Annotated in this window: 23 protein-coding genes; 10 read left to right on the top strand and 13 right to left on the bottom strand. The window is 41.2% G+C overall.

The genetic code is table 11. The features are described 5' to 3' along the window. The first annotated feature begins 15 nt into the window (after positions 1-15). Positions 16-573, top strand: a complete 558-nt coding sequence (locus tag H5164_RS03080; RefSeq protein WP_165870089.1) for an arylesterase — start codon at positions 16-18, stop codon at positions 571-573. Positions 574-746: 173 nt separating this feature from the next. Then, a complete protein-coding gene (locus H5164_RS03075) occupies positions 747-1,817 on the top strand; it encodes a DUF3083 family protein (protein ID WP_182697019.1) in 1,071 nt (356 codons plus the stop codon). Positions 1,818-1,907: 90 nt separating this feature from the next. Here the strand turns inward: H5164_RS03075 and sohB are convergent, their stop codons facing one another. Further along, the gene (gene sohB / locus H5164_RS03070) at positions 1,908-2,918 is read right to left on the bottom strand and encodes a protease SohB (protein WP_182754692.1); all 1,011 of its coding nucleotides are present in this window, start codon (positions 2,916-2,918) and stop codon (positions 1,908-1,910) included. A gap of 122 nt (positions 2,919-3,040) precedes the next feature. Beyond that, on the bottom strand, positions 3,041-5,518 hold the full coding sequence (locus H5164_RS03065; protein WP_182754690.1) for a VolA/Pla-1 family phospholipase: 2,478 nt from the start codon (positions 5,516-5,518) through the stop codon (positions 3,041-3,043). Positions 5,519-5,780: 262 nt separating this feature from the next. Here H5164_RS03065 and H5164_RS03060 point away from each other — a divergent pair, with 262 nt between their 5' ends. Beyond that, a complete protein-coding gene (locus tag H5164_RS03060) occupies positions 5,781-6,518 on the top strand; it encodes a YciK family oxidoreductase (protein WP_124016425.1) in 738 nt (245 codons plus the stop codon). Positions 6,519-6,623: 105 nt separating this feature from the next. Here the strand turns inward: H5164_RS03060 and H5164_RS03055 are convergent, their stop codons facing one another. The 6 genes from H5164_RS03055 to pspA form a co-directional block, all read right to left on the bottom strand. Next, entirely contained in the window at positions 6,624-6,959 is a 336-nt protein-coding gene (locus H5164_RS03055; RefSeq protein WP_182697022.1) for a ComEA family DNA-binding protein, read from the bottom strand. 145 nt (positions 6,960-7,104) lie between these two features. Beyond that, entirely contained in the window at positions 7,105-8,196 is a 1,092-nt protein-coding gene (locus H5164_RS03050; RefSeq protein ID WP_182754688.1) for a TIGR01620 family protein, read from the bottom strand. 36 nt (positions 8,197-8,232) lie between these two features. Further along, positions 8,233-9,675, bottom strand: coding sequence for a YcjX family protein (locus H5164_RS03045; protein ID WP_182754686.1), 1,443 nt, complete (start codon positions 9,673-9,675; stop codon positions 8,233-8,235). Positions 9,676-9,729: 54 nt separating this feature from the next. Then, entirely contained in the window at positions 9,730-10,125 is a 396-nt protein-coding gene (pspC, locus tag H5164_RS03040) for an envelope stress response membrane protein PspC (RefSeq protein ID WP_124016421.1), read from the bottom strand. Continuing rightward, entirely contained in the window at positions 10,112-10,351 is a 240-nt protein-coding gene (pspB, locus tag H5164_RS03035) for an envelope stress response membrane protein PspB (RefSeq protein WP_124016420.1), read from the bottom strand. The genes pspC and pspB overlap by 14 nt, the downstream gene beginning before the upstream one ends. A gap of 19 nt (positions 10,352-10,370) precedes the next feature. Then, on the bottom strand, positions 10,371-11,054 hold the full coding sequence (gene pspA / locus H5164_RS03030; protein ID WP_124016419.1) for a phage shock protein PspA: 684 nt from the start codon (positions 11,052-11,054) through the stop codon (positions 10,371-10,373). 192 nt (positions 11,055-11,246) lie between these two features. Between pspA and pspF the strand changes: the two genes are divergently transcribed. The 7 genes from pspF (at position 11,247) to fabV (ending at position 19,029) form a co-directional block, all read left to right on the top strand. Beyond that, complete coding sequence (gene pspF / locus H5164_RS03025) at positions 11,247-12,326, top strand: phage shock protein operon transcriptional activator (protein ID WP_182722132.1); 1,080 nt, start codon at positions 11,247-11,249, stop codon at positions 12,324-12,326. A gap of 83 nt (positions 12,327-12,409) precedes the next feature. Further along, complete coding sequence (locus tag H5164_RS03020) at positions 12,410-14,035, top strand: ABC transporter substrate-binding protein (protein WP_182722131.1); 1,626 nt, start codon at positions 12,410-12,412, stop codon at positions 14,033-14,035. Next, positions 14,036-15,067: an ABC transporter permease subunit gene (locus H5164_RS03015; protein WP_182754684.1), complete on the top strand. Its 1,032-nt coding sequence runs from the start codon at positions 14,036-14,038 to the stop codon at positions 15,065-15,067. Continuing rightward, the gene (locus H5164_RS03010; RefSeq protein ID WP_124016415.1) at positions 15,054-15,944 is read left to right on the top strand and encodes an ABC transporter permease subunit; all 891 of its coding nucleotides are present in this window, start codon (positions 15,054-15,056) and stop codon (positions 15,942-15,944) included. The genes H5164_RS03015 and H5164_RS03010 overlap by 14 nt, the downstream gene beginning before the upstream one ends. A gap of 3 nt (positions 15,945-15,947) precedes the next feature. Further along, positions 15,948-16,955: an oligopeptide/dipeptide ABC transporter ATP-binding protein gene (locus H5164_RS03005; protein ID WP_124016414.1), complete on the top strand. Its 1,008-nt coding sequence runs from the start codon at positions 15,948-15,950 to the stop codon at positions 16,953-16,955. Next, positions 16,936-17,721 (top strand): ATP-binding cassette domain-containing protein, encoded by a 786-nt coding sequence (locus tag H5164_RS03000; RefSeq protein ID WP_124016413.1) that lies wholly within the window; start codon positions 16,936-16,938, stop codon positions 17,719-17,721. The genes H5164_RS03005 and H5164_RS03000 overlap by 20 nt, the downstream gene beginning before the upstream one ends. 105 nt (positions 17,722-17,826) lie before the next feature. Continuing rightward, positions 17,827-19,029 (top strand): enoyl-ACP reductase FabV, encoded by a 1,203-nt coding sequence (gene fabV / locus H5164_RS02995; RefSeq protein WP_182697026.1) that lies wholly within the window; start codon positions 17,827-17,829, stop codon positions 19,027-19,029. A gap of 157 nt (positions 19,030-19,186) precedes the next feature. On the opposite strand, the gene H5164_RS02990 is transcribed toward fabV, so the two are convergent. The 5 genes from H5164_RS02990 to lon all read right to left on the bottom strand — a co-directional run bounded on the left by H5164_RS02990 (position 19,187) and on the right by lon (position 25,926). Continuing rightward, on the bottom strand, positions 19,187-20,116 hold the full coding sequence (locus tag H5164_RS02990; RefSeq protein WP_182754682.1) for a GyrI-like domain-containing protein: 930 nt from the start codon (positions 20,114-20,116) through the stop codon (positions 19,187-19,189). Positions 20,117-20,241: 125 nt separating this feature from the next. Then, positions 20,242-20,865 (bottom strand): pentapeptide repeat-containing protein, encoded by a 624-nt coding sequence (locus tag H5164_RS02985; RefSeq protein WP_182754680.1) that lies wholly within the window; start codon positions 20,863-20,865, stop codon positions 20,242-20,244. A gap of 78 nt (positions 20,866-20,943) precedes the next feature. Then, the gene (locus H5164_RS02980) at positions 20,944-22,821 is read right to left on the bottom strand and encodes a SurA N-terminal domain-containing protein (protein ID WP_182754678.1); all 1,878 of its coding nucleotides are present in this window, start codon (positions 22,819-22,821) and stop codon (positions 20,944-20,946) included. 216 nt (positions 22,822-23,037) lie between these two features. After that, complete coding sequence (locus H5164_RS02975; RefSeq protein WP_124016408.1) at positions 23,038-23,313, bottom strand: HU family DNA-binding protein; 276 nt, start codon at positions 23,311-23,313, stop codon at positions 23,038-23,040. A gap of 261 nt (positions 23,314-23,574) precedes the next feature. Beyond that, positions 23,575-25,926 (bottom strand): endopeptidase La, encoded by a 2,352-nt coding sequence (gene lon / locus H5164_RS02970; protein WP_182754676.1) that lies wholly within the window; start codon positions 25,924-25,926, stop codon positions 23,575-23,577. Between the last annotated feature and the right edge of the window lie 38 nt (positions 25,927-25,964).

Genomic DNA, 25,964 nt, shown 5'->3' with positions numbered 1-25,964 from the left:
TTTTTACTGATAGTAATGAGTGTACCAACCTATGCTGCCACGATTTTGATATTGGGTGATAGCTTAAGTGCAGGCTATGGCATGTCAGAAGAGCAAGGATGGGTGCAATTACTCCGCAACGAACTGCCACAGCATCAAATTATAAATGGCTCTGTTAGTGGTGAGACCACGGCGGGAGGATTACGAAGACTCCCGGGTTTACTGACCTCAAGCCAACCTGACTTAGTTGTCATTGAGCTAGGCGGTAACGATGGATTGCGGGGTTTTCCGCCCAGCAAACTGAAATCAAATCTTACACAAATCATTACCTTATCACAGCAACATGGCGCCAATGTTTTATTAACCGAGATAATGGTACCACCTAACTACGGCCCTAGGTACGCCAAATCTTTTACTCAGATTTACCACCAATTGGCCGATGAATATAGCATTAAGCTAATACCCTTTTTCATGCAAGATATTGCGCCAGACAAATCTCTAATGCAGCGTGATGGCATTCATCCAAATGAGCAGGCGCAAGCTACTATTACGCAATGGATGTTACCTTGGATCACTCAAGTATTATCCGAGTAAACACTTAAAATTAAATGAGTTTTGCTTAATATGTTAAAAAAAAATTAATATAGTGATCAAAAGTCATTTTAATTTAAGCATCTGTGTTTAAAATGGACACAGCAAGCAGATTAAATCACAATCAATAAATAACGATAAACTTTAGACAACAACAAAGGCAATAAGGAAATAATATGTCCGTCAGTCGTCAAAAAAAAGTATACTTGCCAACAGCAACACGTAAAAATCAATACATTACCATTGGTTTTCCATTAACCGATGAATACCTTAATACGTATGCTGACTTAGAAACTTGTTATGATGAGTTTAGTAAACTTGTCTATCAACTCGCCGAAAAACAAGAATTATATAACGTCCACGTTGTCACCACAGACAAACTGCCTATGGTTCGTTTCCATAGCGAAGCTTACTGCTTAAGTTCAAACGAACAATTACGTTTCTTTTATAATCCAGCCCACCATGAAGCTAACCGAATCCACAGCACTCCTGGGTTTCGAGCACGCAAATTACGTATTGTGTTCCTAGCCACAGGTGATGATCTACGCAGTAATTCAGCGAGTTTCCACAGTAAAGTTCAGCATTTTATTTCTGAACTAGCGCCATTATTGCCCGTTAAGAATGTGCCGATTAAAATTCGTGACCATCAACATATTTCTTATGACTTTTTTGCCAAAGCCAAAGGCTTAAAAGAAACTTATGGGTATAAATTACGAGCGGTTGATAGTCGCTACCAACGTCGTCACTGTGAACTGCCTGAAAACGTCAGTACTCTAAACTACGTTACCATCAATATCCCAGTTGATCGCAGGATTAAAAAACAATTACTGGCTAATGATAATGTCGACTTTGGCAGTATTTATCAAAATGTTTATGACAAGTTTGTCCAAGCTACGCAAAGTAAACAATTAAGCCGTGTCGCTATGGTTGCTAATGGTAAGTTGCCATTGGTACGTAATAGTAAATATGAGCAACTTACTAGCACTGATGAATTCCAGATGATTGGTTTTGACCCAAATGTCCAATCACCAGCACCTATCGGTCACTGGGACAGCAATAAACTAGTCGATGTATTTCGTTTTGTTATTGTCGCTGGCAAGAGTGATGAAACAGATGAAGGCTATGGTCGCTTTATGAACCAAGTTGAAGATGCGTTACGAATATTTACGCAAGAATTTGATATCGACAAAGAACACGTTGATGTCATCTTACGCTTCCACCAGCATATTAGTTATAAAGCACAATAATCTGAATCATTCAGTTTGATGCTTAATATAAAAAACGACAGCAAAGGCTGTCGTTTTTTATGATAAAACGTTTTACTTACCATAATCAGATTAAACCGATTGATTGCGCTCAATCAGTTTATTCATGACAGCATTAACTGATAACGAGGCACCATGGGCAATTTTATCAGCCAGTTTTTTCTTCATTTGATATCTAATTTTGATGACTTGATGGGTTTTTACAAAGTTTAGAATCACATCATCACTGGTAGACACTTCATCAATCAAGCCTAAATCGATCGCTTGTTGACCATACCAATGCTCGCCAGTGGCGACTTTGGCTATATCCATACTTGGACGATAACGACCAACAAACGCCTTAAATAGCACGTGTGTCTCTTCTAACTCTTGTTGGAATTTAGCACGACCTTCATCAGTATTCTCACCAAATACCGTTAACGTTCGCTTAAAATCACCGGCAGTGTGTTGCTCATAGTCAATATCATGCTTTTTAAGTAAACGATTGAAGTTAGGCACCTGCGCTACAACCCCTATCGACCCAACAATAGCAAATGGTGCGGCATAGACTTTGTTAGCCACACACGCCATCATATAGCCACCGCTTGCTGCCACTTTATCAATACAAATCGACAAGGGGATATTGGCTTGGCGTAAACGGTCTAACTGACTTGATGCTAGGCCATAGCCATGAACCATACCGCCACCACTTTCAACATTAACCAGCACTTGATCATCTTTATCGGCAATCGTTAGAATAGCAGTCACCTCTTCACGTAATGAGGCAACCTCACTGGCATCAATACTGCCTTTAAAATCAATTACAAATACTTTCCCTTTGGTTAAATCTTGTTTCTCAGCGGCTTTCTCTTCTGCTTTTACTTGCTTTTCGTAGGTCTTAAATTGCTTTTTAGTCAGTAGTTCTTCTTTCAACTCATGTTTAAGTTGAATTAGCTCGTCTGAAATATCGGTCAGGCGTAATTCACCTTTATCAGCTTTATGCTTCATGCTGCTAGCGAGCACCAAGATCACCACGGCAGCTATCGCTAGCACTATTGTCACAGCTTTCGCTAAAAATAAGCCGTATTCATATAAAAATTCCAAATCTCGCTCCATACAAGGAAAACATTCTGGCGACATTTTAACAGTAATCACCAATAAATAGAGAATAAAAAACCCAGCAAATTGCTGGGTTTTAATTAAAAACGAACACTAATTAGTAAGTATTAGTTACAACTCTTAATAACATCGCTATTTGACACGACTATCGTTGCTTGTCCAGCACCTGCCGACTTAGCAAATCCAGCTACTTGAGATTGCATTTCAGCCGTTGCTGCAGCAGCCATACCGTCAGTGACACCTTCCACTTCACCAGGGCTCACAATAGAACTGTGATGACCTTTAGAGAAACGAACCGCACCTGAGCCTGGCATAGTTGAATCAACACAACCTAAACCAATTGCACTAATTAAAGGCTCAGTACCCGATAATGGGAAGCCTTCAACACTGTTAGGCAATGTCTGGTCTGGTAAGTTTGTCGCGTCGCCAGCAACTTCAATTAAGTGAACAGGTAAACCTGTTGCCGCTAACATTGCACCATGGTTTACAGGATCTGCAGAGTCCATAGCTGTTTGTACCGCTAATGCAAACGATGGAAGAAATCCAGCGTATACCGCTTGTACTAACGCAGCATATTCAGGAGTGCCTTCTTCGTAACCGGCAGTATTTGCCGTAGCTAATAAAGCAGCGAACGTGCTTGAGGCCGTGACATTATCAAATAATTGTGGACCAAAAGCAGCAGAGCCGGCAAATGCGCCAGCCAAACCACCCGCAGGAGCCACTAACGATGCTGCGTTAATCGCATAAGCGTTAGGTAAAGTATCGCCCGTCATTGGGTTAACTAAACCTGTGCTGGCATAAGTAGCAAATGTTGTTCCTACAATGCCACCTAAGCTTAAGCCTTGCGCACTGATTTTTGACACATCAAACACTTGTGGTTGATTTGCCGCCGCTAATTGCTGCGCCATTCCGGTCAATAATAAGCGTAATGCTAAATGGTCTAAGGTTGCCTGACGGAAGTTATCACGCACCGTTAATGTACTGGCAATGTTAACAAACACTAGCGGGTTACCATTTTCGAAAGCATCAGGAGTACCAATAACATTACCAAATGCAGGTGCTGTTGCTGAAATCTCATAGATACCATCTTTATCTAAATCAAACGAGCGAGCACCATGCAAAGGCATATCGATTGAAATAGTCGCCACACCAGCAGCTGCATAAGTTCCTGCATAAGCTAGCGCCATTTCTTTACCACCGCCTAAACCATGCATAGCAATTGTCACAGGCCAGCCATTGGTTGGTGCAACAAATGCATCACCTTGAAACGCTGCTAATTTAGCCGCGTTGGGTATGGTAATTTGCACTGGAATCGTTTCATAACCTTTAATAGCAGGGATTGGGTTAAGACGAGTTAGATGCTTAGTTTTATCAGCTGATGTGCCGTCGTCAAGCATCCATTGCTTACCAGCAAGTAATGCAGGATTGGCTAACGCAGCTTGTGGGTCAACACCTTGTTCAGACGCTTGAGCGAAGAAATTAGCTTGGCTTAATGTTCCCGCCTGAAGTGACAACAATACTGAAACTGGACTATCACCTTGAGCAAACCAGCGACCGTTTGGTGCAGTTGGCTTACCATCAACAACAGGAATCACACAGCTGGCAGAAGAACAGTCACCATAGAATGGCACTTTAATTTTTGCCGTATACACGTCGGCAATATTGGCTAGCGTATAAGCTAAACCACTCGCTTCCGTTAAACCAACAGCCTGAGCAACCGTGTAACCTGCTGGTGTTGGCGCTTGGACAAATGAAGGTGTATAGGCAGGATTAGATGCCATTAATAACTTAGTGGTTTCATATACATTAGCAACTGACTGAGTGGTAAATAAGCCAGAGTAAATAATATTGTCTGGATCAACACCATGGGCTGCTGCAGCCCCTTTTTCGTAGCTATTAACTAAACCTTGTAATTGTAACTGCGCTGCAGTTTCTAGCGGCTTAGTTTCAATATCTAATTTTAATAAGTTATACGTCGTCGATGCAGCAATACTTCGACCCAATGAGTCGTGGATTAAATCAGTTGCAACATATAAATAAGATTGGATCGGCTTAAGCGGCTTAAGTGGCACAATAACAACGTTGTTGCCTGAGGCTTTAGTCACAAAATCAACACCAAATGTTAATTCTTCACCCACTTTACAAGCTGAAACTGAGGCCTGTGAAGTACACTCAGGATCGGTAGATAATGAACCGCCCACTGTGGCTTCAAAAACGCGCACCGCGCCTGGCTGGAATACTGAGTCAGCATCAATCGTTAATGCATTACCTTGAAGGTCTTTTGCTAACTCCATTGTTATTGATATTGGTGAGCTAGTTGACCATCCATCTAATGCACCCAGTGCAGTTTGAGGATTGGTATAATCGACACCGGTTTCACCCGGAATTGTCAACGTGCCATCCGTGGTGCCACTAAACAATAAATCGTTCGGTAAAGGTAGCTTGCCATTAGCAGGATCGAATTGAACGTGTGATAAAGGCACCAAAGGTTCAACATTATCTTTTGCTTCGTTAAAAGTATCACCACCACATGCCGTTAAGCCAAGAGCAGATGCAATTGCAACACCCAAAATGAGTCTTTTCATCTTTTTTTCCCCAAATCTTGTTTTAATAATTTTGTTTTCCCCAAGAATTGGTCACAATAGTCCTATCATGCGACCAAATAAGGACTTATGTTAGTCCTCAACTATTCTCAAGTTAACGTAAAATTATTGAGTTAGCTACAAGTTTGTTACATGCAAATGACCTATTCATACACAATTATCAATCATTTGTTTCAAACGGTCGTTTATTTTTTATCCGGTACTAGATTTGACGGGCGATTGCGCGTAGAGGAAATAATTAATCATGTTGGAATATCAAGCGACAAAAGATTTACTGAATAACAAAACAATCTTGGTTACTGGTGCTGGAGACGGTATTGGCCGTGCAGCATCAATCGAGTTCGCGAAACACGGCGCAACCGTTATCTTACTGGGTAAAACGGTCAAAAAACTTGAAAATGTATACGATGAAATAGTGAATGCTGGATATCCAAAACCAGCTATTGTGCCCTTAGATATGAAAGGTGCGACTGAACAGAATTATATTGATATGGCAGACACCATTGCTGAACAGTTTGGTTGTTTAGATGGCTTATTGCATAATGCGTCACAATTGGGGGCATTAGGGCCATTTGAGCATATTGATTTAACCTCTCTTGAAACCATTTTAAAAGTGAATGTCACCGCTCAAGCCATCATGACCAAATCGTTATTGCCGATTATGCGCAAAAGTGAACATGCCTCAATTATCTTTACCTCAAGCAGTGTGGGTCGTAAAGGGCGTGCTTATTGGGGACCTTATGCTTTTTCTAAATTTGCTACCGAAGGCATGATGCAAGTTTTAGCCGATGAATGTGATAACACTTCCGTAAGAGCCAATAGTATTAACCCAGGTGCGACTCGCACTGAAATGCGCGCAAAAGCTTATCCTGGTGAAGATCCACAGACATTGAAAACAGCACAAGAAATCATGCCTACTTATTTATTTTTGATGGGTAATGAATCTATTGGTACAAATGGCCAAGCATTCAACGCTCAATAATCAGCTGACATAAGGCTAGATTTTAGTTTTTACTGAGATGACTTTAGCTTTGCATAAAAAAACGGAAGCCATTGCTTCCGTTTTTAGTGTGAATGAGCATCTAGCCTAGAAGCTCATATTCTCGGCATTCTGGCTAACTAACTTATCACCAATACCTGTAACCAAAGTGAGCTGTTGCACATCGGTGAATTTACCGTTTTTGGTTCGATAATCCACAATCGCTTGTGCTTTGGCTTGCCCAATACCTTTGAGCGCTTGTAATTCTTCTGCGCTGGCTTTATTTATATTGATCTTTTGCATTTTGGTTGATGTTGTCTCAACCGTTTTGGTCACTTTTTTTGTGGGTTCGGCCATCGTCTTAGCCGTTTCTGCTGCATAGGTATGGCTACTGAGCAAGCAGCAGGCCCCTAAAAACACTGCTGTTAAAGTCAATGATTTCATTCGATTCTCCTTTCTTTCCTTGATTTGCTGGTATGTTGTCCTTCTCCATTACCAAGCTCGAAAGATCCGCAACGCTTTACCGTTTGCGGATCGGAGGCTAAATGTAGTCAATAAAATCGAATTGTTCAAAAAAAATACATATTTTTTATTCACTCTTGTCGACTGTTTGAGTTTGTTTCGATTTACTTTTAGACATCATTGACGACGTAAACTGCTTTAATTCGCCCAGTAAATGCTGATGTACATGTGATAATTTAGGCTTATTGTGTTTATTAAAGGCAATGGGACGACACAAGGTCATCGCTTGATAACCTAGCCGTGCGGTAAGTAAACCACCACCAAGCCCTTGTGCAATTCGGGCAGATAACTTACCAGTCATTTCTACTGATAATAATTGGGTTCCTAAATCGGTAATCACCTCGGTACTGCCTGCATAAATAATATTAGTCACAATGCTACGGATCAGTTTTATACGGCTCCAGTACCCCAATTCCACCGCATAAATTGCAGCAACTTCATTAATCATTTTTTGATTTCGCCACAAAATAATAGCCATATCCAAAGCAGCTAATGGACTTGCGGCTAATAGTAATGCCGATTCAGCAGCAAAGCGGTTAACACGTTTCTTGGCCAGTAAATCACGTTCGGACAACACAATATCTTCAAATAATAATACAATCTCAGCATCATTATGTTCATGGCTACAGGCTTGTAAATATTGTTGTTTAGCCTGGTTATTAGGATATTTTGCCAATATTGGTGCCAAAAATGATTTGGCCTCGCCCATTTGCATACTTAGTGACAATCGTTCAGCTTTAGCTTGATGATCGCTGACCTTTTTAAGATTAACTAATTTGCGCCATTCTTTGAGGGTAATCACACATGCCCACAAACTCACAATAGCCAGCACTGCGGCATAAAAACCAAATAGCCATGGACTTTGCTGCAAAGAATCAATTAAGCCCATCACGGTTTGCACTACAACCAATAGCACCAAAGCAAATACTGACAGTTTGGCCAGTAGCGACCAACGCTTTGATTTTGGAGGTTGAATGCTTTCTTCCATTGATGCTGGTAATTCTGTTAGTGATTGCTCACAAATAAAATCAACTTCTTCAAACGATTTAGTCGGCTTAATAGTTTGTTCAGCAGAATGAGTTTCATCTGCCACAATAAGGTCTGACTCGGTAAATAATTGCGATTTCTTTATCGGCGAATTGCGTGTAGGTTCATTCATAACTAATGCTCACATTTATTCTCAAAATAAAAACTATTAAGATAATTTATCGCCTAATAGAAACTCCAACAGGTGGTCGAGACGAATGTGTTCGAATTGCGGATTATTATCATGCATATGGCTCAAGTTGGGCGGTAGAAAAGCACTAAAGCTAAAGCCTTGTTGTTGCCAAAACTGAGCATCGGGTAATGATGTAGGTACATCTCCTGGGTATACAGTGACTTGCTTACCATCAAGCCCAGTGCCTTTTACCACTTCTTGTTGACCCCCCGCTATATTAACCATCCCGTGCTGAGTGGCTTTAATGGCACTTATCGCCATGGTTTCAACTTCACTGCCTTCAAAGTTGGCATAATGCTGGCTTTGTTGCAGCATGGCGGTTAACAAACTAAGCACATGACTTTGCTGATCACGGGTCACTCGGTCTACTTGGCTGGCAGCAAATAACACTTTATCTATCCGTGGTGAAAATAAACGTTTAATTAAGCTCGATTGGCCAAACTGAAAACTTTCCATAATGCTGTTTAACGCACGCCCCATGTCATTAAATTGTGCCTGACCATGATTAAGTGCGTTTAAACAGTCAACCAATACTAGTTGACGATCAAATCGAGAAAAGTAGTCGCGGTAAAAAGGCTTAACCACTTGTGATAAGTACTGATCATAACGGCGTTTAAGAACGTGGTAGTTTGAGTCACTTGAGCTTGCTGATAATTCTGTGTGCTCAATAGGACTTAAACTAAGCAAGGGAAAGAATGTCAATAATGGAGTATTTTCATACTCTCCTGGTAATAACATGCGCCCAGGCTGCGCGTGGTAAAAGCCCTGTTGTCGTACCAAATCAACCAATAAGATTTGATACAAATCGGCAATGTGTTTAAGTTGCTGCTCGTCAGCTAATTGACTTAAGTCTAACTGTTCTACAGCCTGATTAAATGCACTGAATAAAGGTGAGTGGCGTAAACATGACACATTAATTTGTTGTGATAAGCACCATTGGCTGAAATCTTGTTTAAGCATAGGTAAATCAAGTAACCACTCACCGGGATAATCAACAATATCAACATACAAGGTTGCGGTATGGGTAAATTTAGCTAACAAACCTTGTTGTGGCTGGTACTTAATCGCTAAACGTAATTCAGTAATATTTTTGGTCGAAGCAGGCCAATAAGGAGGTGATGAGCTTAATGCATTCATTGCGCCTTGATAATCAAAACTGGCAATGTCTAAATCAGGTTGCATAGCCCGATTAACGGCAATTAACCGACCTTCACGTGCGACTTGCCACAAGGGTAGCGGATTGTGCTTAGCACTTTTACCGGCATGCAATAACTGATTGACTAAACCACTGATAAAAGCTGTTTTTCCTGCTCCTGATAACCCAGTAACGGCTAATCTGACATGACGATCTGTACTGCGATGAACCAAAGATTGCGCGGTTTGAGTGACACGAAACAAAGAACGGTCTAAAAATCTCATGATGGCTGATGGCCCCCCTAAAGAACAAGGGCGGATAACCGCCCATTAGAAGAATTAAAGACTATTGATTTGGCGTTTAAGATCGAAATTGTCTGATGTGACATGTTCCTCGAGTCGTCTTAATCGGACTTCTAATCCATTAAATTGACGATTAACATCAAACAATGCTTGCTTTGCAGGCTCACCTGCTTGCCAAACTTTCTTTTTAATTTCAATATCTTTGTACTGTTCCTTGTGTTCTAGGTCTTGTGGTTTAATATCTAATATCATCCATAATGCGATATAAATAACCAACACGACCCCTGTCCCACCCAGTAACAATATCGACACAGCAATCACTCTTACTAGCCATGTCTCAAAGTTAAAGTAATCAGCAAGACCTGAACACACCCCAGCCACTTTACCACTTTTTGGGTTGCGGTATAGGGTACGACCATTAGCTGAGCTCATGTTTTGCTCTCCATTCTGGTGATTCAGTATCTAAAATCGCTTCTAATGTTTCGATGCGACCACTCATTTTTTCTGCTTTAGCGATTAGACCATTAAGCTGATTGAATTCTTCCTCGGTGAGCCCCTGGCTCACTTGTCGCTTACTGCGATAATGAAGAACCAACCAGATAGGTGCCACAACCACCATAAAGATGATAATTGGTGCAATAAGAAGATCCATATCCATAACTCACCTCTGAATAAATTTACGCTTTCGATTTAGGTTGTGCTTTTGCACTCATTTTTGCTTTCAATGCTGCTAATTCATCATTGACAGAATCTTCTGCCTCTAATGCTGCAAACTCGTCAGCAAGGACGTTCTTTTTACCTAAATCATATGATTCTACTTGTGCTTCAAGTCCTTCAACTCGACGCTCGTATTGTTCAAACTTCATCATGGCATCATCAATTTTGCTTGAATCAAGCTGCTTCTTTACTTCAAGACGTGAAGTAGCAGTTTGCTTACGCATAATAATGGTTTTTTGACGAGCTCGAGCATCGTTCAGTTTTTCTTGAAGTTGGGCTATTTCGTCTTTTAAACGGGCAACATGTTCTTCAACAACTTGTAGCTCGTTTTCAAGACTGGTTAATAAACCAACCGTTTTTTGTTTCTCACCTAAGGCTGCTTTTGCTAAGTCTTCACGATCTTTGGATAGTGCTAACTCAGCTTTATTTTGCCAATCTTGGACCTGCTCTTGAACGCGAGCAATTCGGCGAAGTAATTCTTTTTTCTCAGCTAATACTTTTGCAGAGGTTGAACGAACTTCAACAAGTGTGTCTTCCATTTCTTGAATGATAAGACGGACCATTTTTTCTGGATCTTCTGCTTTATCAAGTATTGCGCTAATATTTGAATTAACGATATCGGCGAAGCGAGAGAAAATTCCCATAATGTGTTCCTCAAAGTTAACATGGATGTCGCAATAGGTATTACACATTACGTGCCAACATTTCCAAATACAATAATATCAATCGTTTAAACAAAAAATTAACTTTTTCTTTCATTTATTACTTAAGCCATTTATCATGATTTTCACTAATTATTAGTCGAATTCACCAACAATTTTGCGAGTAAGCTAACTGTGAGCAAACAATTCCAGCAAGATAATCTCATCGGCCAATCTAATGCTTTACTTGAAGTATTAGAACATGTGTCTAAAGTTGCGCCATTATCAAAGCCTATACTCATCATTGGTGAGCGCGGTACTGGCAAAGAATTGATTGCTGAACGATTACACTACTTATCGCCTCGTTGGGATCAAAACTTTATCAAATTGAACTGTTCTTCACTGAGTGAAAATTTACTAGAAAGTGAACTGTTTGGCCATGAGTCTGGTGCATTTACTGGTGCAAAAGGACGACATGAAGGCCGTTTTGAACGCGCTGACGGTGGCACACTGTTTTTAGATGAGTTAGCCAACACATCTGGATTAATCCAAGAAAAATTATTACGTGTTATCGAATATGGTGAATTTGAACGGGTTGGTGGCAGTAAAACGGTTCAATCTGATGTTCGGCTTATTTGTGCCGCCAATGAAGATTTACCCACCTTGGCTGACAATGGTGAGTTTAGAGCAGATTTACTCGATCGTTTAGCCTTTGATGTGATTACCTTGCCCCCATTAAGGCATAGAACCGAAGACATTATGCCGTTGGCAGAACATTTTGCGATTAGTATGGCAAGACAACTATCACTAGAGTATTTTGGTGGATTTAGTCCACTCGCGATAGAACAATTAATGATGCACCGCTGGCCTGGAAATATCCGCGAATTGAAGAACGTTGTTGAGCGAAGTGTGTATCGTGAAGGGGCTGATGGCCAAGAAATTGATCATATTATATTAGACCCGTTTGCATCGCCCTATCGTCCGGTTAATCGAATCAAAACCCGCGAGCGTCAATCGGCGCCAGTTGAACATGTTGCAGACATCATCACAGAACACCAAGCGCCAAGTACTGAAACAGATGCATCAGTGTTGCTCAATAGCATCGAATTTCCAATAGATTTTAAAGAATATACCGAAAAAAGCGAAATAGAATTATTACAACGCGCGTTAGCTGAAGGCCAGTATAATCAGAAAAAAACCGCAGATTTACTAGGTTTAAGCTATCATCAACTGCGCGGAATTTTGAAAAAGTACAACTTACTCGACAAGAGCTGATTCTAGGTGGGACATGCTCATTGCCCCAATGCAATGAACACTGTTAAAATGTACCTTCAAAATCGAAAAAATATGATCACACTATGCCTGTTATTGTAAAACGCTGGTATCAGCTGATGTCTTTATGCCTCGCCAGCATCATGTTGACTGCGTGCGGACAGGCTCAATTGCCTTCTGGCTTGGTATATTGCAGTGAAGGTAATCCAGAAAGCTTTAATCCTCAGCTTGTGACATCAGGAACCACTATTGATGCCACTTCTCACCAAATTTACAGCCGTTTAGTTAACTACAGCCAAGAAAAAGCCGTTATCACACCCGGTTTGGCGACATCATGGCAGGTGTCTGACGATGGCTTAAGTTATCAATTTACCTTGCGTGAGCATGTGAGTTTTCATAAAACACGCCATTTTAGTCCCAGCAGAGACTTTAATGCAGATGATGTATTGTTTTCATTTAACCGTATTATAGATCCGCTCCACCCCTACCATTTAGTCAGTAGAACTGGTTATCCATTTTTTCAAAGCATTGGATTTGCAGAGTTAATCGACAATATTGAAAAAGTAAATGACTACCAAGTTATCTTTCATTTAGTGCGTAAAGATGCATCTTTTTTATCTAATCTCGCTACTGATTTTGCCGTTGTGTTATCGGCTGAATATGGCTATCAGCTTTTAGTCCAGGGCACCCCTGAAGATATTGATTATTACGCCGTCGGCACGGGTCCTTTCCAGCTAAGCCAATATGTGAAGAACGAATATATTCGTTATAAAAAGAATCCTGTTTATTGGGGCCCCACGGTTGAGATCGATCAATTAGTGTTTGATATCACTCCCAGAAGCACCGCACGTATTGCCAAATTAATTACCGGTGATTGCAGTGTGTCAGCACTACCCAAAGCCGGCGAGTTAGCCGTGCTTGATCAACATAAAGATATTATTGTTGATGCCAAACCTGGACTAAACGTCGCATTTTGGGCCTTCAACACTCAAAAACCACCGTTGGATGATGTGCGAGTAAGACGAGCCCTTGCACATGCTATTGATAAAAAGAACATTCTAGACGTGGTGTACAATGATACCGCAGTAGAAGCGACGGGGGTGTTACCACCAGCATCTTGGGCTTACAGTAAAAATTTATCGCCCAATGAATATAATCCTGAAAAAGCCAAGGAATTACTTAAACAAGCAGGTGTGTCTAATTTATCGATTAATGTGTGGGCCATGCCTGTAGCGCGAATATATAACCCGAGTGCACTGAAAACAGCTGAGCTCATCCAAGCAGATTTAGCCCGAGTTGGGGTAAAGCTGAATATCATTAGCTATGATTGGAGTGTGTTCACACAGAAGCTAGCCAGTTCCAATTATGATTCGGTTCTCATTGGTTGGAATGCCGATAATAGTGACCCTGATAATTTTTTCACTCCGCTACTGAGTTGTGCAGCGTTAGCATCTAACAATAATCGCTCTCGCTGGTGCCAAAAAGACTTCGAACATCTATTAACTCAAGCTCAGAGCGTGTCGACCCAACCTGAACGTAAAGCGTTTTATCAATCAGCGGAAGCCATTATTAGCGATCAAGTTCCGATGGTGACGCTCGCTCATGCTAAAAAAGTGGTGTTAAAAAAGAACAATATCACTACCATGCAAATTAGGCCTTATGGCGGTATATCTTTTGCTAAAACAACCCAAATAATAGAGGGAAGCGAATAAATGTGGCGATACCTTTTTAGTCGCATAACCCTGTTTATGGCTACATCATTGATAATGATAGCCGTATTATTTATGGCATCGGGGCAGTTTCCTGTAAGTAAAGCGTATTCACTTTCGGGTATCCAATATCCAACGATTGAACAACAACAGCAAATTGAACAGGATTACCAATTACAAGATAACCAACTACTGCAATTTACCGCTTACTTGCGCCAACGCTTATCAGGTAACTTTGGTATTTCCAGTAACTCACAGCAAGAAGTATTGGAAGAGTTAGAAGCGGTATTGCCAGCCTCTTTTGAATTATCGTTATTTTCTGGTTTTATTGCGGTGTTCTTTGGTGTTCCTATCGGCATACTCGCCGCGTTAAGCACTAATAAAGCACTGCAGAATAGTATTTTAGCTGTTACTTTAACCGGCTATTCTATCCCAGTGTTCTGGCTTGGCTTAAGCTTATCCATGTGGTTTGGGGTCAATCTTGGCTGGTTGCCTATTTCAGGACAGATTAATTTACTGTACGAAATAGAACCCGTCACAGGGTTTATGTTGATAGACACCTTATTATCCGAGTCGACATATCGGATACCTGCATTTCATGATGCATTGCTGCACTTAATATTACCGGCAGTAACCTTAGCAGTATTGCCTTTTACCTTGGTCGTGAGGATCACTCGACAAGCCATTTTAAATGTGATGAATCAAACCTATATTCGCGCCGCTGAAGCACGAGGCTTACACACGGCTAAAATTCTGTTTCGTCATGTATTGCCCAACGCCTTAATTCCGGTAATAAAAAGTATTGGCTTAATGTTAGGCTCATTTGCCAGTTATGGCATTGTAGTTGAAGTTATATTTTCATGGCCAGGAGTCGGCAGTTGGCTAGCATCGGGCATTTATCAACGCGATTATACTGTGATTCAAGCGGGTATTTTATCTGTCTCATTATTAATTATTTTCTTAAGCATTTTAATTGATTTACTGCATACAGCAATCAATCCAATGAGCAGAAAGGAATTGTATGCCTCGAATTAAGATATACCAAGAAGACCATATAGCCTCTCCTATGTGGCGGATGTGGCAAACATTTTCGGCAAATCCTTTTGCCGTGATAGGTTTGTGGGCAGTGATTTTTTTATTAATACTCACCATTTTCGCGCCACTGCTTGCGCCATATTCACCCGAAATGCAGGACCAACAAGTACTGCTGTTGCCGCCATCTTGGGATCCTGCCGGATCTGTAGAACACTTTCTCGGCACCGACGATCTAGGACGTGATATTTTTAGTCGTATTTTACACGGCGTGCAATTAACCTTTGGCATGTCATTAATTATTGTTGCCGCGTCGCTATTTATTGGCTTTATTATCGGTTCGCTTTCAGGAATGATGCGCGGAATTAAATCGAGTATTTTAAGTCATTTATTTGATGCTTTGCTGTCTATCCCTTCGTTACTCATGGCTATTTTAGTGGTTGCCGTAATGGGACCTGGGCTTAATAACGTGTTTTGGGGCGTTGGAATTGCCATGGTTCCGCAGTTTGTACGCGCGATCCATCTCGCTGTGCATGAAGAGCTTCAAAAAGAATATGTTACTGCCGCAAAATTAGATGGTGCAAATTCATTGCAAATTTTTTGGTATGTCATTATGCCAAATGTGTGGGATGTAGTAATTATTCAGGTCACAATGGCCATATCAGCAGCAATATTAGATATCGCAGCATTGGGTTTTTTAAACCTTGGAGCTCAAGCACCGAGTCCAGAATGGGGGGCGATGGTCGCACAAGGGCTGGATAATTTGTTACTCGCCCCTTGGACGGTTACTATACCGGGTGTCGCAATCTTGTTTACCGTATTATCGGTCAACTTAGTTGGCGATGGTTTACGTTCTGCGCTTGCACCGATAAGAAATTAACCTATGCCTTTACTTGATATTCGTAATCTCACCATTGAATTAGATACCCCTGAGGGCACAGTAAAAGTGCTTGAAAAAGTCAGTTTGACCATCAATCCCGGAGAGATCCATGGGCTGGTAGGTGAATCAGGCTCGGGACGCAGTTTATTAGCCAAAGCAATATTAGGCGTGCTCGGTCCTAATTGGCATATTATTGCCGATCGTATGATGTGGGATGGAAAAAATCTATTAGAAATGAGCGCCAAACAAAGACGTAACCTAATGGGTAGCGAAATGGCAATGATTTTCCAAGATCCGTCAGGCAGTTTGGACCCAGTCAAAACCATAGGTAGTCAATTAATCGAAGCTATGGTGCCCAACAAAAACATTCCTTTTTGGCGCCGTGGACATGATACCTATTTAAATGCCCAGAAATGGCTTCACAAAGTTGGCATAAAGAAGCCCAGAATGCTGATGAAATGTTATCCATGGGAATTGTCCGAAGGTGAATGTCAAAAAGTGATGATTGCGATGGCGGTAGCGAATCATCCTAAATTATTGATTGCCGATGAGCCGACCAACTCCATGGAGGTCAATACCCAAGCGCAAATTTTTAGGTTGTTATCGCAACTCAACCAACTGCAAAATGTGTCGATTTTATTAGTAAGTCATGAACTTGAAACCATGGTGCATTGGTGTGATAACTTAACGATTTTGTACAGTGGTCAGGTGATGGAATCTGGACCTGTGAGCGAAATGGTCGCAATGCCCTATCACCCTTATACTCGGGCATTATTAAAAAACCTGCCTGACCACACTGAGAAAATGCGTCACAAGGCAACCTTGCCCACATTGCAAGGATCGTCACCGTCGTTACAACATTTACCAGCCGGTTGTCGACTTGGTCCTCGCTGTCCAGAAGCGCAGAGAAAATGTGTAAAACAACCTAATCTTGAACATATAAAAGACCGCTATTTCGCCTGCCATTTCCCTTATCAAAGTGAGCAAGAAGATGACGACGCCATTGCTTAAAGTTACCGACTTAAGTAAACAATACTTAACTGGTTACAAGCATTTTAAACCTCAATACTATCAGGCATTATCTCCAGTTTCATTTGAACTGGGTCGTGGTGAAACCTTAGCGATTGTAGGGACTGTTGGTTCAGGTAAAAGTACCCTAGCCCGAATTCTCGTGGGCGCAGAACAACGCAGTGGCGGCGAAATATTTTTTGAAGGTGAAGCCTTAGGTTCACGTAATTTAAAACAACGCTGTCGTTTGATCCGGATGATTTTCCAGGACCCAACGACCTCGCTAAACCCACGTTTATCGATTGGTAACTTGCTTAAAGAACCCTTACGGTTTAATACTCAGCTAAACTCACAAGAGCGTAAAACCTTGGTGATTGAAACCTTAAGAAAAGTGGGCTTATTACCAGAACACGCAGAGTTTTATCCACACATGATTTCAGAAGGGCAAAAACAGCGAGTCGCTGTTGCGCGGGCCTTAATGCTTAACCCTAAAATTATTATTGCAGATGAAGCACTAACAGCTTTAGATTTATCGGTTAGATCTCAAATTATTAATCTGCTATTAAAGCTGCAAAAAGAGATGGGATTATCGTATATTTTTGTCTCGCATAATCTCAATATTATCCGACATGTGAGCGATAAAATCATGGTGTTGCAAAATGGTCATATGGTTGAAAAAACAACCACAGAAGCCTTATTTACTTCACCACAGCATGAATATACTCAGCGACTCATTCAAGAACAAAGTCAATTTATGCAAAAACGCTAAACTGCTCCAACCACTATGGTTTAGAGGCCGTTTTTGTAAAAATTAGTGCCATTTGGCCGCCGAACTATTTATCCTAGAGCCAATGTTAAAGGAAGAAGCTTAAATATGATTATTAAACCTAAAATTCGTGGCTTTATTTGTACCACAACTCATCCTGTTGGTTGTGAAGCTAACGTTAAAGAACAAATCGAACTCATTAAAGCCAAAGGCAAAATTGCTAATGGCCCTAAAAAAGTATTGGTTGTCGGCTCTTCAAGTGGCTATGGCCTTGCGTCTCGTATCACGTCAGCATTCGGAAGCGACGCTGCAACCATCGGCGTGTTTTTCGAAAAACCCAGCTCTGAAACTAAACCTGGTACAGCAGGTTGGTACAACACAGCGGCATTTGATAAGTTTGCTAAAGCAGAAGGCTTATATTCAAAAAGTATCAACTGCGATGCATTCAGCCATGAAGCGAAACAAAAAGTCATTGAATTGATCAAGCAAGATTTAGGTCAAATCGACATGGTGGTGTACTCGTTAGCCTCACCGGTTCGTAAAATGCCAGACACAGGTGAAGTTATCCGTTCATCACTGAAACCCATTGGCCAAACTTATACTGCCACGGCTGTTGATACCAACAAAAACACCATTATTGACACTTCTGTAGAGCCTGCAACTGAGCAAGAAATTACTGATACCGTCACGGTAATGGGCGGCCAAGATTGGGAATTATGGATGAGTGCGCTAAGCGACGCTGGCGTATTAGCTGACAACTGCAAGACAGTTGCATATAGCTACATTGGTACTGAATTAACTTGGCCTATTTATTGGCATGGCGCCTTAGGTAAAGCCAAAATGGATTTAGACCGTGCAGCCCACGCCCTTGACAGCAAATTATCTGCTACTGGCGGCTCTGCTAACGTTGCAGTGCTAAAAAGTGTCGTGACACAAGCAAGCTCAGCCATTCCAGTCATGCCGCTTTATATTGCTATGGTGTTTAAAAAGATGCGTCAAGAAGGCTTACATGAGGGCTGTATTGAGCAAATACAGCGTTTGTTTAGTGAGCGTCTGTATCGTGTTGATGGCCAAGCACCCGCAGTGGATAGTGAAAACCGTTTACGCCTTGATGACTGGGAACTTCGTGAAGAAATCCAGCAGCATTGTCGTGATTTATGGCCACAAGTGACTACTGAGAACTTGAGCGAATTAACAGACTACAATGAATACAAAGAAGAGTTTTTAAAACTGTTCGGTTTTGGTATTGATGGTATCGATTATGATGCAGAAGTCGATCCTAATGTTAGCTTTGATGTAATTGAATTATAAATAATATCGCTCTTAGCTAGTGTGAACAAAAAAGCCATAATGCCGTGCATTATGGCTTTTTTATTGTCTTAATCTTCAGCGATCACGCTGAGAATTAACACATGTTAGCATTGTGTCACTCACGCTGCATGTTGGATATATTCGCTGCAACACAAACTTAAACTATGGGTAAAAAGATAAGCAGTTGCGGTGAACCCGCTAACGATTTGGCTTGTTGATCTTCGATCATCTTGTCAGCAATCACATCTCGCTGCACAAACAATGGAAAATTCCTTAAGCTGACATCGTTCAAATTAAGCCAATTGCGATACAGGTAGTCTATTGCAACCCCTAAGCCACTATCATTGACCGCTTGCTGGCCACTTAAACGGATCATGGCACATCGTCCCTGTGGGATCGATTTAAGTTTAATCTGACTCGATTCTAACGCCACTGTCTCTAAGCTTGTCAGTGTCTCGTTATCTAACGAGACACCAATATCAATTCGATATTGCGCTTTAGCAGCTAACTCAGAGGTTGAATAAAACAGATTAAAGGTTTTACTGCCCATAGGAGATAAGCCATGCTGGCGACGCCATTCAATAAATCGCGCAATGGTTTGAGGTAATAACGAGGGATCACCATGATGTTCCATCACAGCTAATGTTTGCGCAGCAAACGAAACAATCTCAACTGAATAAGATTGCTCATCTTGCTGATTAACTTCTGTTTGAAACGATTGTAGCGGTTGTTGCTTAGCAAAAAAATTGCCCCAATCAGGTGCTTGTTGGAACGATTCAGGGCTTTGACCAATACTGCGAGTGAACGATTCGATAAAGTGTTGTTGGTTACGATAAGCCAGTTTTGCCGCTATACTGGCAAAAGGTACCTGCTTACCAAAACCTAATAAATGGGCAGCCTCTAAGCTTTTAAGCAGTTCGACATAAGCTTCAATTGATATGTGGTACAGCGCATAAAATAACGCTTCAAAGTGGCTTTGGGGAAGCTGGGCAATATTGGCCAACATGTTGAGGTCAACAGGCTCATTTAAGTGTTGATCTAAATAGGCAAGTGCCCGCTCAAATGCTTGATCTAGTCTGTGGCTCATGCCCTCTCCTTTTGAAGTAAATTATTGCAGCCTAATATTTATCATAACGAAAAAAATGTAAATTAACCTGTGGTTTCTGCGCGTCTAATCAGCGCATTTTGGGGTTAAAAAGGTGACGATGTAAACTAGTCGACTAATTGAATATCCAACCCCTCTAGCAAACTCAGTGCCTCAAATCGACTAAATATGGCTTGCTTAACGGTATTAGCCGTAATATCAATTTGATAATTCGACGCATCAGTAAAATTGGCGCCAGTTAAATTAGTATGACTAAATTGACTTAGATTAAGATCGGTTAAACGCAAATCGGCTTTAGTTAAATTAGCCTCTCTAAAGTCGACATCATGGGCACGACAATCAGCAAGTGTAAGCTCGGGTAAATTAAGTGAGTAAAAATTACTGCCGTCGAGCAAACATCGTTCAAACTGAATCGTAGTTTGGGTCATAAATTGTGGCCAATGGGCTTTAGTCCAATCAATACCTATAGCTTTACAGTCGCGAAAAATAACTGCATCAAACTCAGTACCAATCACAGACAACACACTCAAGTTACACTGACTAAAAGTACAATCGATAAATTGGCAATGATAGAAATCGCTCTGGTTAAAATCACATTGCATGAAGTAACAGCGCTCAAACGTAATGTTCTTGAACTGTAAATCCACTCCTTTAAGGAACTCGAATGAATCATCATTATAGTGCGATAAGGCAAACAATTTACTCGTTTGTTCTCTAGTTACCTTGCTCATGGTTGATATCCCCTTATAAACAAAAAGACCTAGACGTGAGCCTAGGTCTTTAATATTTCATTGACTACAAAAACGTAATTAGTCTGCTACAGGATACTCAATTTGAGCATCTGCCTTAAGTGAGGCAACTACAGCACGGTAATCAGCTTCGCTGTATTGAGGTGCAATACGCTGTTTAAGCGACTTAATCAGATTGTCATTAATGCCTTCGGCTTCATTGACCTTATCAACTACAATCACCGCATAACCAGTTGCTAACGCTGCGGTATCAATAGTGACACTATTCTCAGCAGGTGCAGCAATCTTAAAGGCTTTATTGGTGATAGCTTGATCGATATCCTGATTAAAACGACCTAACTTAGCTAACGTGGTTAATGATGCGCCCGTTAAGGTATCATTACCCGCTTTTAACTGTGCCATATACTCAGCAGCTTTATCACGAGCACCATCATTGGCTTTATCTTGCTTCAAACGTTCAACAATACCCGATTTAACATCAGCAAAACTCATGATGCCAGCAGTCTGATGTTTTTTCATGCGCACAACCACAACATGGTTTGGCGCAAGCTCAATGACATCACTATTCAAACCGCTCGCTAATACTTGGTCAGAAAATGCTGCTTTGATGAACTCAGGGTTATTGAACTCAGCGGGTACATCATCACGAGAAAATAACGCCGTTGATTGCACTTTGGCGTTAACAGCTTGGGCTGTTTCGGCTAAAGTATCCGGGATTTCGTAACTGGTATCAGCTAATTTGGTTTGTAAGCTATAAAACACATCAAGTGCTTTCTTTTCTTGAAGTTGAGCAACAATTTTCGCTTTAACATCTTCAAAAGCAGTAGCTTGACTTGCTTGAACATCTAATAGCTTGATGATGTGATAACCGAACTCACTTTTCACAATAGATGAAACTTGACCTTTTTGTAATCCAAAAAGCGCTTCATCAAATGCAGGATCCATCACACCTTGTTCAAACCAATCTAACTTACCGCCTTCTTGTGCGCTAAGGTTATCATCAGAATCCGTTTTAGCCACTTCGGCAAAATCTTCACCCGCGGTTAACTTAGCTTCAATTGCATCAGCTTTAGCTTTGTCGGAACTGTCATCATCTGTTGCGGCAACAAAAATATGCGCAGCAAGACGTTTTTCGGCTGTTTGATATTGTGCTTTGTTCTCGTCGTAGTAAGTTTTCACTTCTTCGTCAGAGACGTCACTGTTTTTAGCCATGTCAGCAGCATTTAATTCAACATACACTAGGCTAACTTTTTCAGGGCTCATGTATTGCGACACGTTAGCATCATAATAGCTTTGCGCTTCTTCATCAGACACAGAAACAGTTGATAAGAAAGGCGTTGAATCAACAACGAGATAACGGATATCACGAGTTTGACCTTGGACTTCAGCAAGTTGCTTAGCTTCACCGTCTAACACAAACTCACTGCCCACGAGTGCATTTAATAACTGACGACGGGTCATATCGACGCGCATCATGTTTCTAAAACTTGTGGTTTGATAGCCTAACTGACGCAATACCGCTAGATAGCGCTCATTATCAAATTTACCGTCAGTTTGAAATGCAGGCTCTTCAATAATAGCTTTTTTAATTTGCTCATCAGATACACGCAAGCCGAGTTTATTGGCTGCTTGATCAATGAGTTTGTCAGCAATTAAACGATCCAGTACGTTTTGTTTAATGCCATTCATATAACTTTCGTCAGCGGCTAATGCTGTAAACATTTCACCAAGCTGTTGCTCTATACGAGAGCGTTCATTTTGAAAAGCCTGCTCTAGCTCGTTGGCACTAATTTCGTCACCATTAACAACAGCAGCAGGTACACCCGTGTTCGAGCCTAAATAACTGCTCACACCGGCAAAAGCAAAAGAAAGTATCACAAGTACTAGAATTGTTTTTGCAACAATCCCCTGTGATCCTTCACGAATTTTTTCTAACATCTGAATTCTCGCTTGTTGCGATTAATAAAATAAAAAGGCGCATCACCTTGTGGATGCGCCTTATTGTAAATTATATGGAGTTATCAGACGCTACCACGGGTATGACCCAATACTCCCAATATTGATTATGCAGAACATAACAATATTGCTTTTCGTAAAAAGCACCGCCTAAGCAGTGCTTGTATTACGAATGCCTTACAAAGGCAACGTTATTAACTATGAGTTAACCGCGTCTTTTAGCGCTTTGCCAGCTTTGAACGCAGGAATGTTCGCAGCAGCAATTTTAATTTCATTACCCGTTTGTGGGTTACGGCCAGTACGTTCAGCACGTTGACGTACTTCAAATGTACCAAAACCAACTAGAGAAATCTTATCGCCATCTTTAAGACCTTCCGTTACAGCAGCGATAAAAGAATCCAGTGCGCGGCCAGCAGCAGCTTTAGAAATATCAGCACCAGATGCGATTTTCTCGATTAGTTCAGATTTGTTCATGTCATCCCCTTGAATGTTATTGTCGCGCCGCAACCAAATCTATGTTTAGAGCGGTCTGCGGAGGCTTTATTTTATAAGCTTGATAACACATCAAACTTAGTACGAAAACCAAAAAATGAAATTGGATACAGCTCAACGTCAGATGCCCCAAGGGCTTGGTGCGTCTGACTCTCCACCAACCTAGGCTACCACAGGTCAGCGTTTTGTTAAGCCCCTTTTTTGATTTTTTTTATGCTCTATAGCAATTTTTTGACTAACAAGCTATTTTTTGACCACTTCGAAGCCTTCAACTGGTCGCTCAAGCGCCAATTTTAGGACTTCATCAATCCAACGTACTGGATGAATGGTTAAATCTGCAATCACATTCGCTGGAATTTCTTCCAAATCGCGTTCGTTTTCTTGAGGGATCAATACGTGCTTGATTCCGCCACGATGTGCAGCCAATAACTTTTCTTTTAAACCACCAATTGGCAGAACTTCACCGCGAAGGGTTATTTCACCTGTCATGGCAACATCACTACGCACTGGATTGCCTGTTAAGCTCGACACTAACGCAGTACACATAGCCGCGCCTGCTGAAGGGCCATCTTTTGGTGTTGCCCCTTCAGGTACATGGACATGAATATCACGTTTTTCATAAAAGTCGTTATTAATACCCAAATTTTCCGCGCGGGCACGAACGACTGTCATCGCAGCTTGAATAGACTCTTTCATGACATCACCGAGTGAACCGGTATAGGTTAATTTACCTTTACCTGCTACAGATGTTGCTTCGATGGTTAATAAATCACCACCTACTTGAGTCCATGCAAGTCCGGTCACTTGGCCTATTTGGTTATTCGATTCAGCTTTACCAAAATCAAAACGTTGTACGCCAAGGAATGACTTTAAATTATCCTGGTTAACTTCGACTACTTTGACTGTTTTATCAAGCAGAATATGCTTAACTACTTTACGACAAATTTTTGATAATTCACGCTCTAATGAACGCACACCCGCTTCACGAGTGTAATAACGAATAATCCCTAAAATAGCACTGTCATCGACAATGATTTCTTTTTCTTTAAGGCCATTACGTTCAATTTGCTTGGTCAGTAAATGCTTCTTCGCGATATTAAGCTTTTCATCTTCGGTATAACCCGATAAGCGAATCACTTCCATACGGTCAAGTAAAGGACCCGGTATATCCATAGAGTTTGAAGTAGCCACAAACATTACATCAGATAAGTCGTAATCAACTTCAAGATAATGATCGTTAAACGTTGCGTTCTGCTCTGGATCAAGTACTTCTAACAAGGCTGACGATGGATCGCCACGCATGTCTGAACTCATTTTGTCGATTTCATCGAGCAAGAACAATGGGTTTTTAACGCCCACTTTGGCCATTTTTTGAATGACTTTACCTGGCATTGAACCTATGTACGTACGGCGATGACCACGAATTTCTGCTTCATCACGCACGCCACCTAGTGCAACACGGACATATTTACGTCCAGTGGCTTTAGCAATTGACTGCCCCAGTGAGGTTTTACCTACACCCGGTGGTCCAACTAAACACAAGATAGGTCCTTTAAGCTGTTTAACACGACTTTGAACCGCTAAATACTCAAGAATACGTTCTTTAACTTTTTCAAGTCCGTGGTGATCGGTATCAAGTACTTCTTGTGCTTTGGCTAAGTCACGCTTAATTTTTGAGCGTTGTTTCCAAGGCACAGCTGTCATCCAGTCAACATAGCTGCGCACAACCGTGGCTTCAGCAGACATAGGCGACATCATTTTAAGCTTGTTTAATTCAGCAATGGCTTTTTCTTTCGCGTCGGTTGGCATACCAGCGTCTTCAATCTTACGCGCCAATACTTCAAATTCGTCGTGGCTTTCGTCAATATCGCCTAATTCTTTTTGAATGGCTTTCATTTGCTCATTCAAATAGTATTCTCGCTGACTTTTTTCCATCTGCTTTTTAACGCGGGTACGGATGCGTTTTTCAACTTGCAGCAAGTCAATTTCTGATTCCATCATCGCCATCAGATATTCAAGACGCTCACCGACATTGATCATCTCAAGCACAGATTGCTTATCTTCAAGCTTCAATGGCATATGTGCAGCCATGGTATCAGCTAAGCGAGCCGCTTCATCAATACCCGATAATGAGGTTAATACTTCAGGTGGGATCTTTTTATTTAGCTTGATGTAGCCTTCGAATTGGCCAATAGCACTGCGTACTAAGACTTCTTCTTCTTTATCACTTAACTGCTCAGACTCTAGGTATTCAGCCGTTGCAGCAAAAAACTCTTCTTCTTGAGTGTATTTCTTGATTTTGGCACGTTGGCCACCTTCAACTAATACTTTTACCGTGCCGTCAGGAAGTTTAAGAAGCTGTAAAATAGAGGCTACGGTACCAATATCAAAAATGTCGTCTTTGGTCGGTTCGTCAAGATCTGCATCTCGCTGAGCAACTAATAAAATTTGCTTGTCTTGTTCCATTGCCGATTCCAGGCAACGAATTGATTTTTCCCGTCCTACGAATAGCGGAATTACCATATGCGGGTAAACCACCACATCTCGCAGTGGTAATACGGGGAGTTTGATATGCGCTTCACGCTCTTTAGTCATGGCTCGATTCCGTTTAATGAAATAGACTTAATACTGAT

The sequence above is a fragment of the Shewanella sp. SG41-3 genome (assembly GCF_014164545.1).
Taxonomy (GTDB): Bacteria; Pseudomonadota; Gammaproteobacteria; order Enterobacterales; family Shewanellaceae; genus Shewanella; species Shewanella vesiculosa.
The sequence above is the reverse complement of the archived record's forward strand: the minus strand, read 5'-3'. Positions and strand labels throughout refer to the sequence as shown.

Bases quoted from the DNA above. Each gene is read 5' to 3' on its own strand.
- H5164_RS03080 (WP_165870089.1), top strand. From the start codon at position 16: ATGAGTGTACCAACCTATGCTGCCACGATTTTGATATTGGGTGATAGC.
- H5164_RS03075 (WP_182697019.1), top strand. From the start codon at position 747: ATGTCCGTCAGTCGTCAAAAAAAAGTATACTTGCCAACAGCAACACGT.
- H5164_RS03065 (WP_182754690.1), bottom strand. From the start codon at position 5,518: ATGAAAAGACTCATTTTGGGTGTTGCAATTGCATCTGCTCTTGGCTTA.
- H5164_RS03060 (WP_124016425.1), top strand. From the start codon at position 5,781: ATGTTGGAATATCAAGCGACAAAAGATTTACTGAATAACAAAACAATC.
- H5164_RS03055 (WP_182697022.1), bottom strand. From the start codon at position 6,959: ATGAAATCATTGACTTTAACAGCAGTGTTTTTAGGGGCCTGCTGCTTG.
- H5164_RS03050 (WP_182754688.1), bottom strand. From the start codon at position 8,196: ATGAATGAACCTACACGCAATTCGCCGATAAAGAAATCGCAATTATTT.
- H5164_RS03045 (WP_182754686.1), bottom strand. From the start codon at position 9,675: ATGAGATTTTTAGACCGTTCTTTGTTTCGTGTCACTCAAACCGCGCAA.
- pspC (WP_124016421.1), bottom strand. From the start codon at position 10,125: ATGAGCTCAGCTAATGGTCGTACCCTATACCGCAACCCAAAAAGTGGT.
- pspB (WP_124016420.1), bottom strand. From the start codon at position 10,351: ATGGATATGGATCTTCTTATTGCACCAATTATCATCTTTATGGTGGTT.
- pspA (WP_124016419.1), bottom strand. From the start codon at position 11,054: ATGGGAATTTTCTCTCGCTTCGCCGATATCGTTAATTCAAATATTAGC.
- H5164_RS03020 (WP_182722131.1), top strand. From the start codon at position 12,410: ATGCCTGTTATTGTAAAACGCTGGTATCAGCTGATGTCTTTATGCCTC.
- H5164_RS03015 (WP_182754684.1), top strand. From the start codon at position 14,036: ATGTGGCGATACCTTTTTAGTCGCATAACCCTGTTTATGGCTACATCA.
- H5164_RS03010 (WP_124016415.1), top strand. From the start codon at position 15,054: ATGCCTCGAATTAAGATATACCAAGAAGACCATATAGCCTCTCCTATG.
- H5164_RS03005 (WP_124016414.1), top strand. From the start codon at position 15,948: ATGCCTTTACTTGATATTCGTAATCTCACCATTGAATTAGATACCCCT.
- H5164_RS03000 (WP_124016413.1), top strand. From the start codon at position 16,936: ATGACGACGCCATTGCTTAAAGTTACCGACTTAAGTAAACAATACTTA.
- fabV (WP_182697026.1), top strand. From the start codon at position 17,827: ATGATTATTAAACCTAAAATTCGTGGCTTTATTTGTACCACAACTCAT.
- H5164_RS02990 (WP_182754682.1), bottom strand. From the start codon at position 20,116: ATGAGCCACAGACTAGATCAAGCATTTGAGCGGGCACTTGCCTATTTA.
- H5164_RS02985 (WP_182754680.1), bottom strand. From the start codon at position 20,865: ATGAGCAAGGTAACTAGAGAACAAACGAGTAAATTGTTTGCCTTATCG.
- H5164_RS02980 (WP_182754678.1), bottom strand. From the start codon at position 22,821: ATGTTAGAAAAAATTCGTGAAGGATCACAGGGGATTGTTGCAAAAACA.
- H5164_RS02975 (WP_124016408.1), bottom strand. From the start codon at position 23,313: ATGAACAAATCTGAACTAATCGAGAAAATCGCATCTGGTGCTGATATT.
- lon (WP_182754676.1), bottom strand. From the start codon at position 25,926: ATGACTAAAGAGCGTGAAGCGCATATCAAACTCCCCGTATTACCACTG.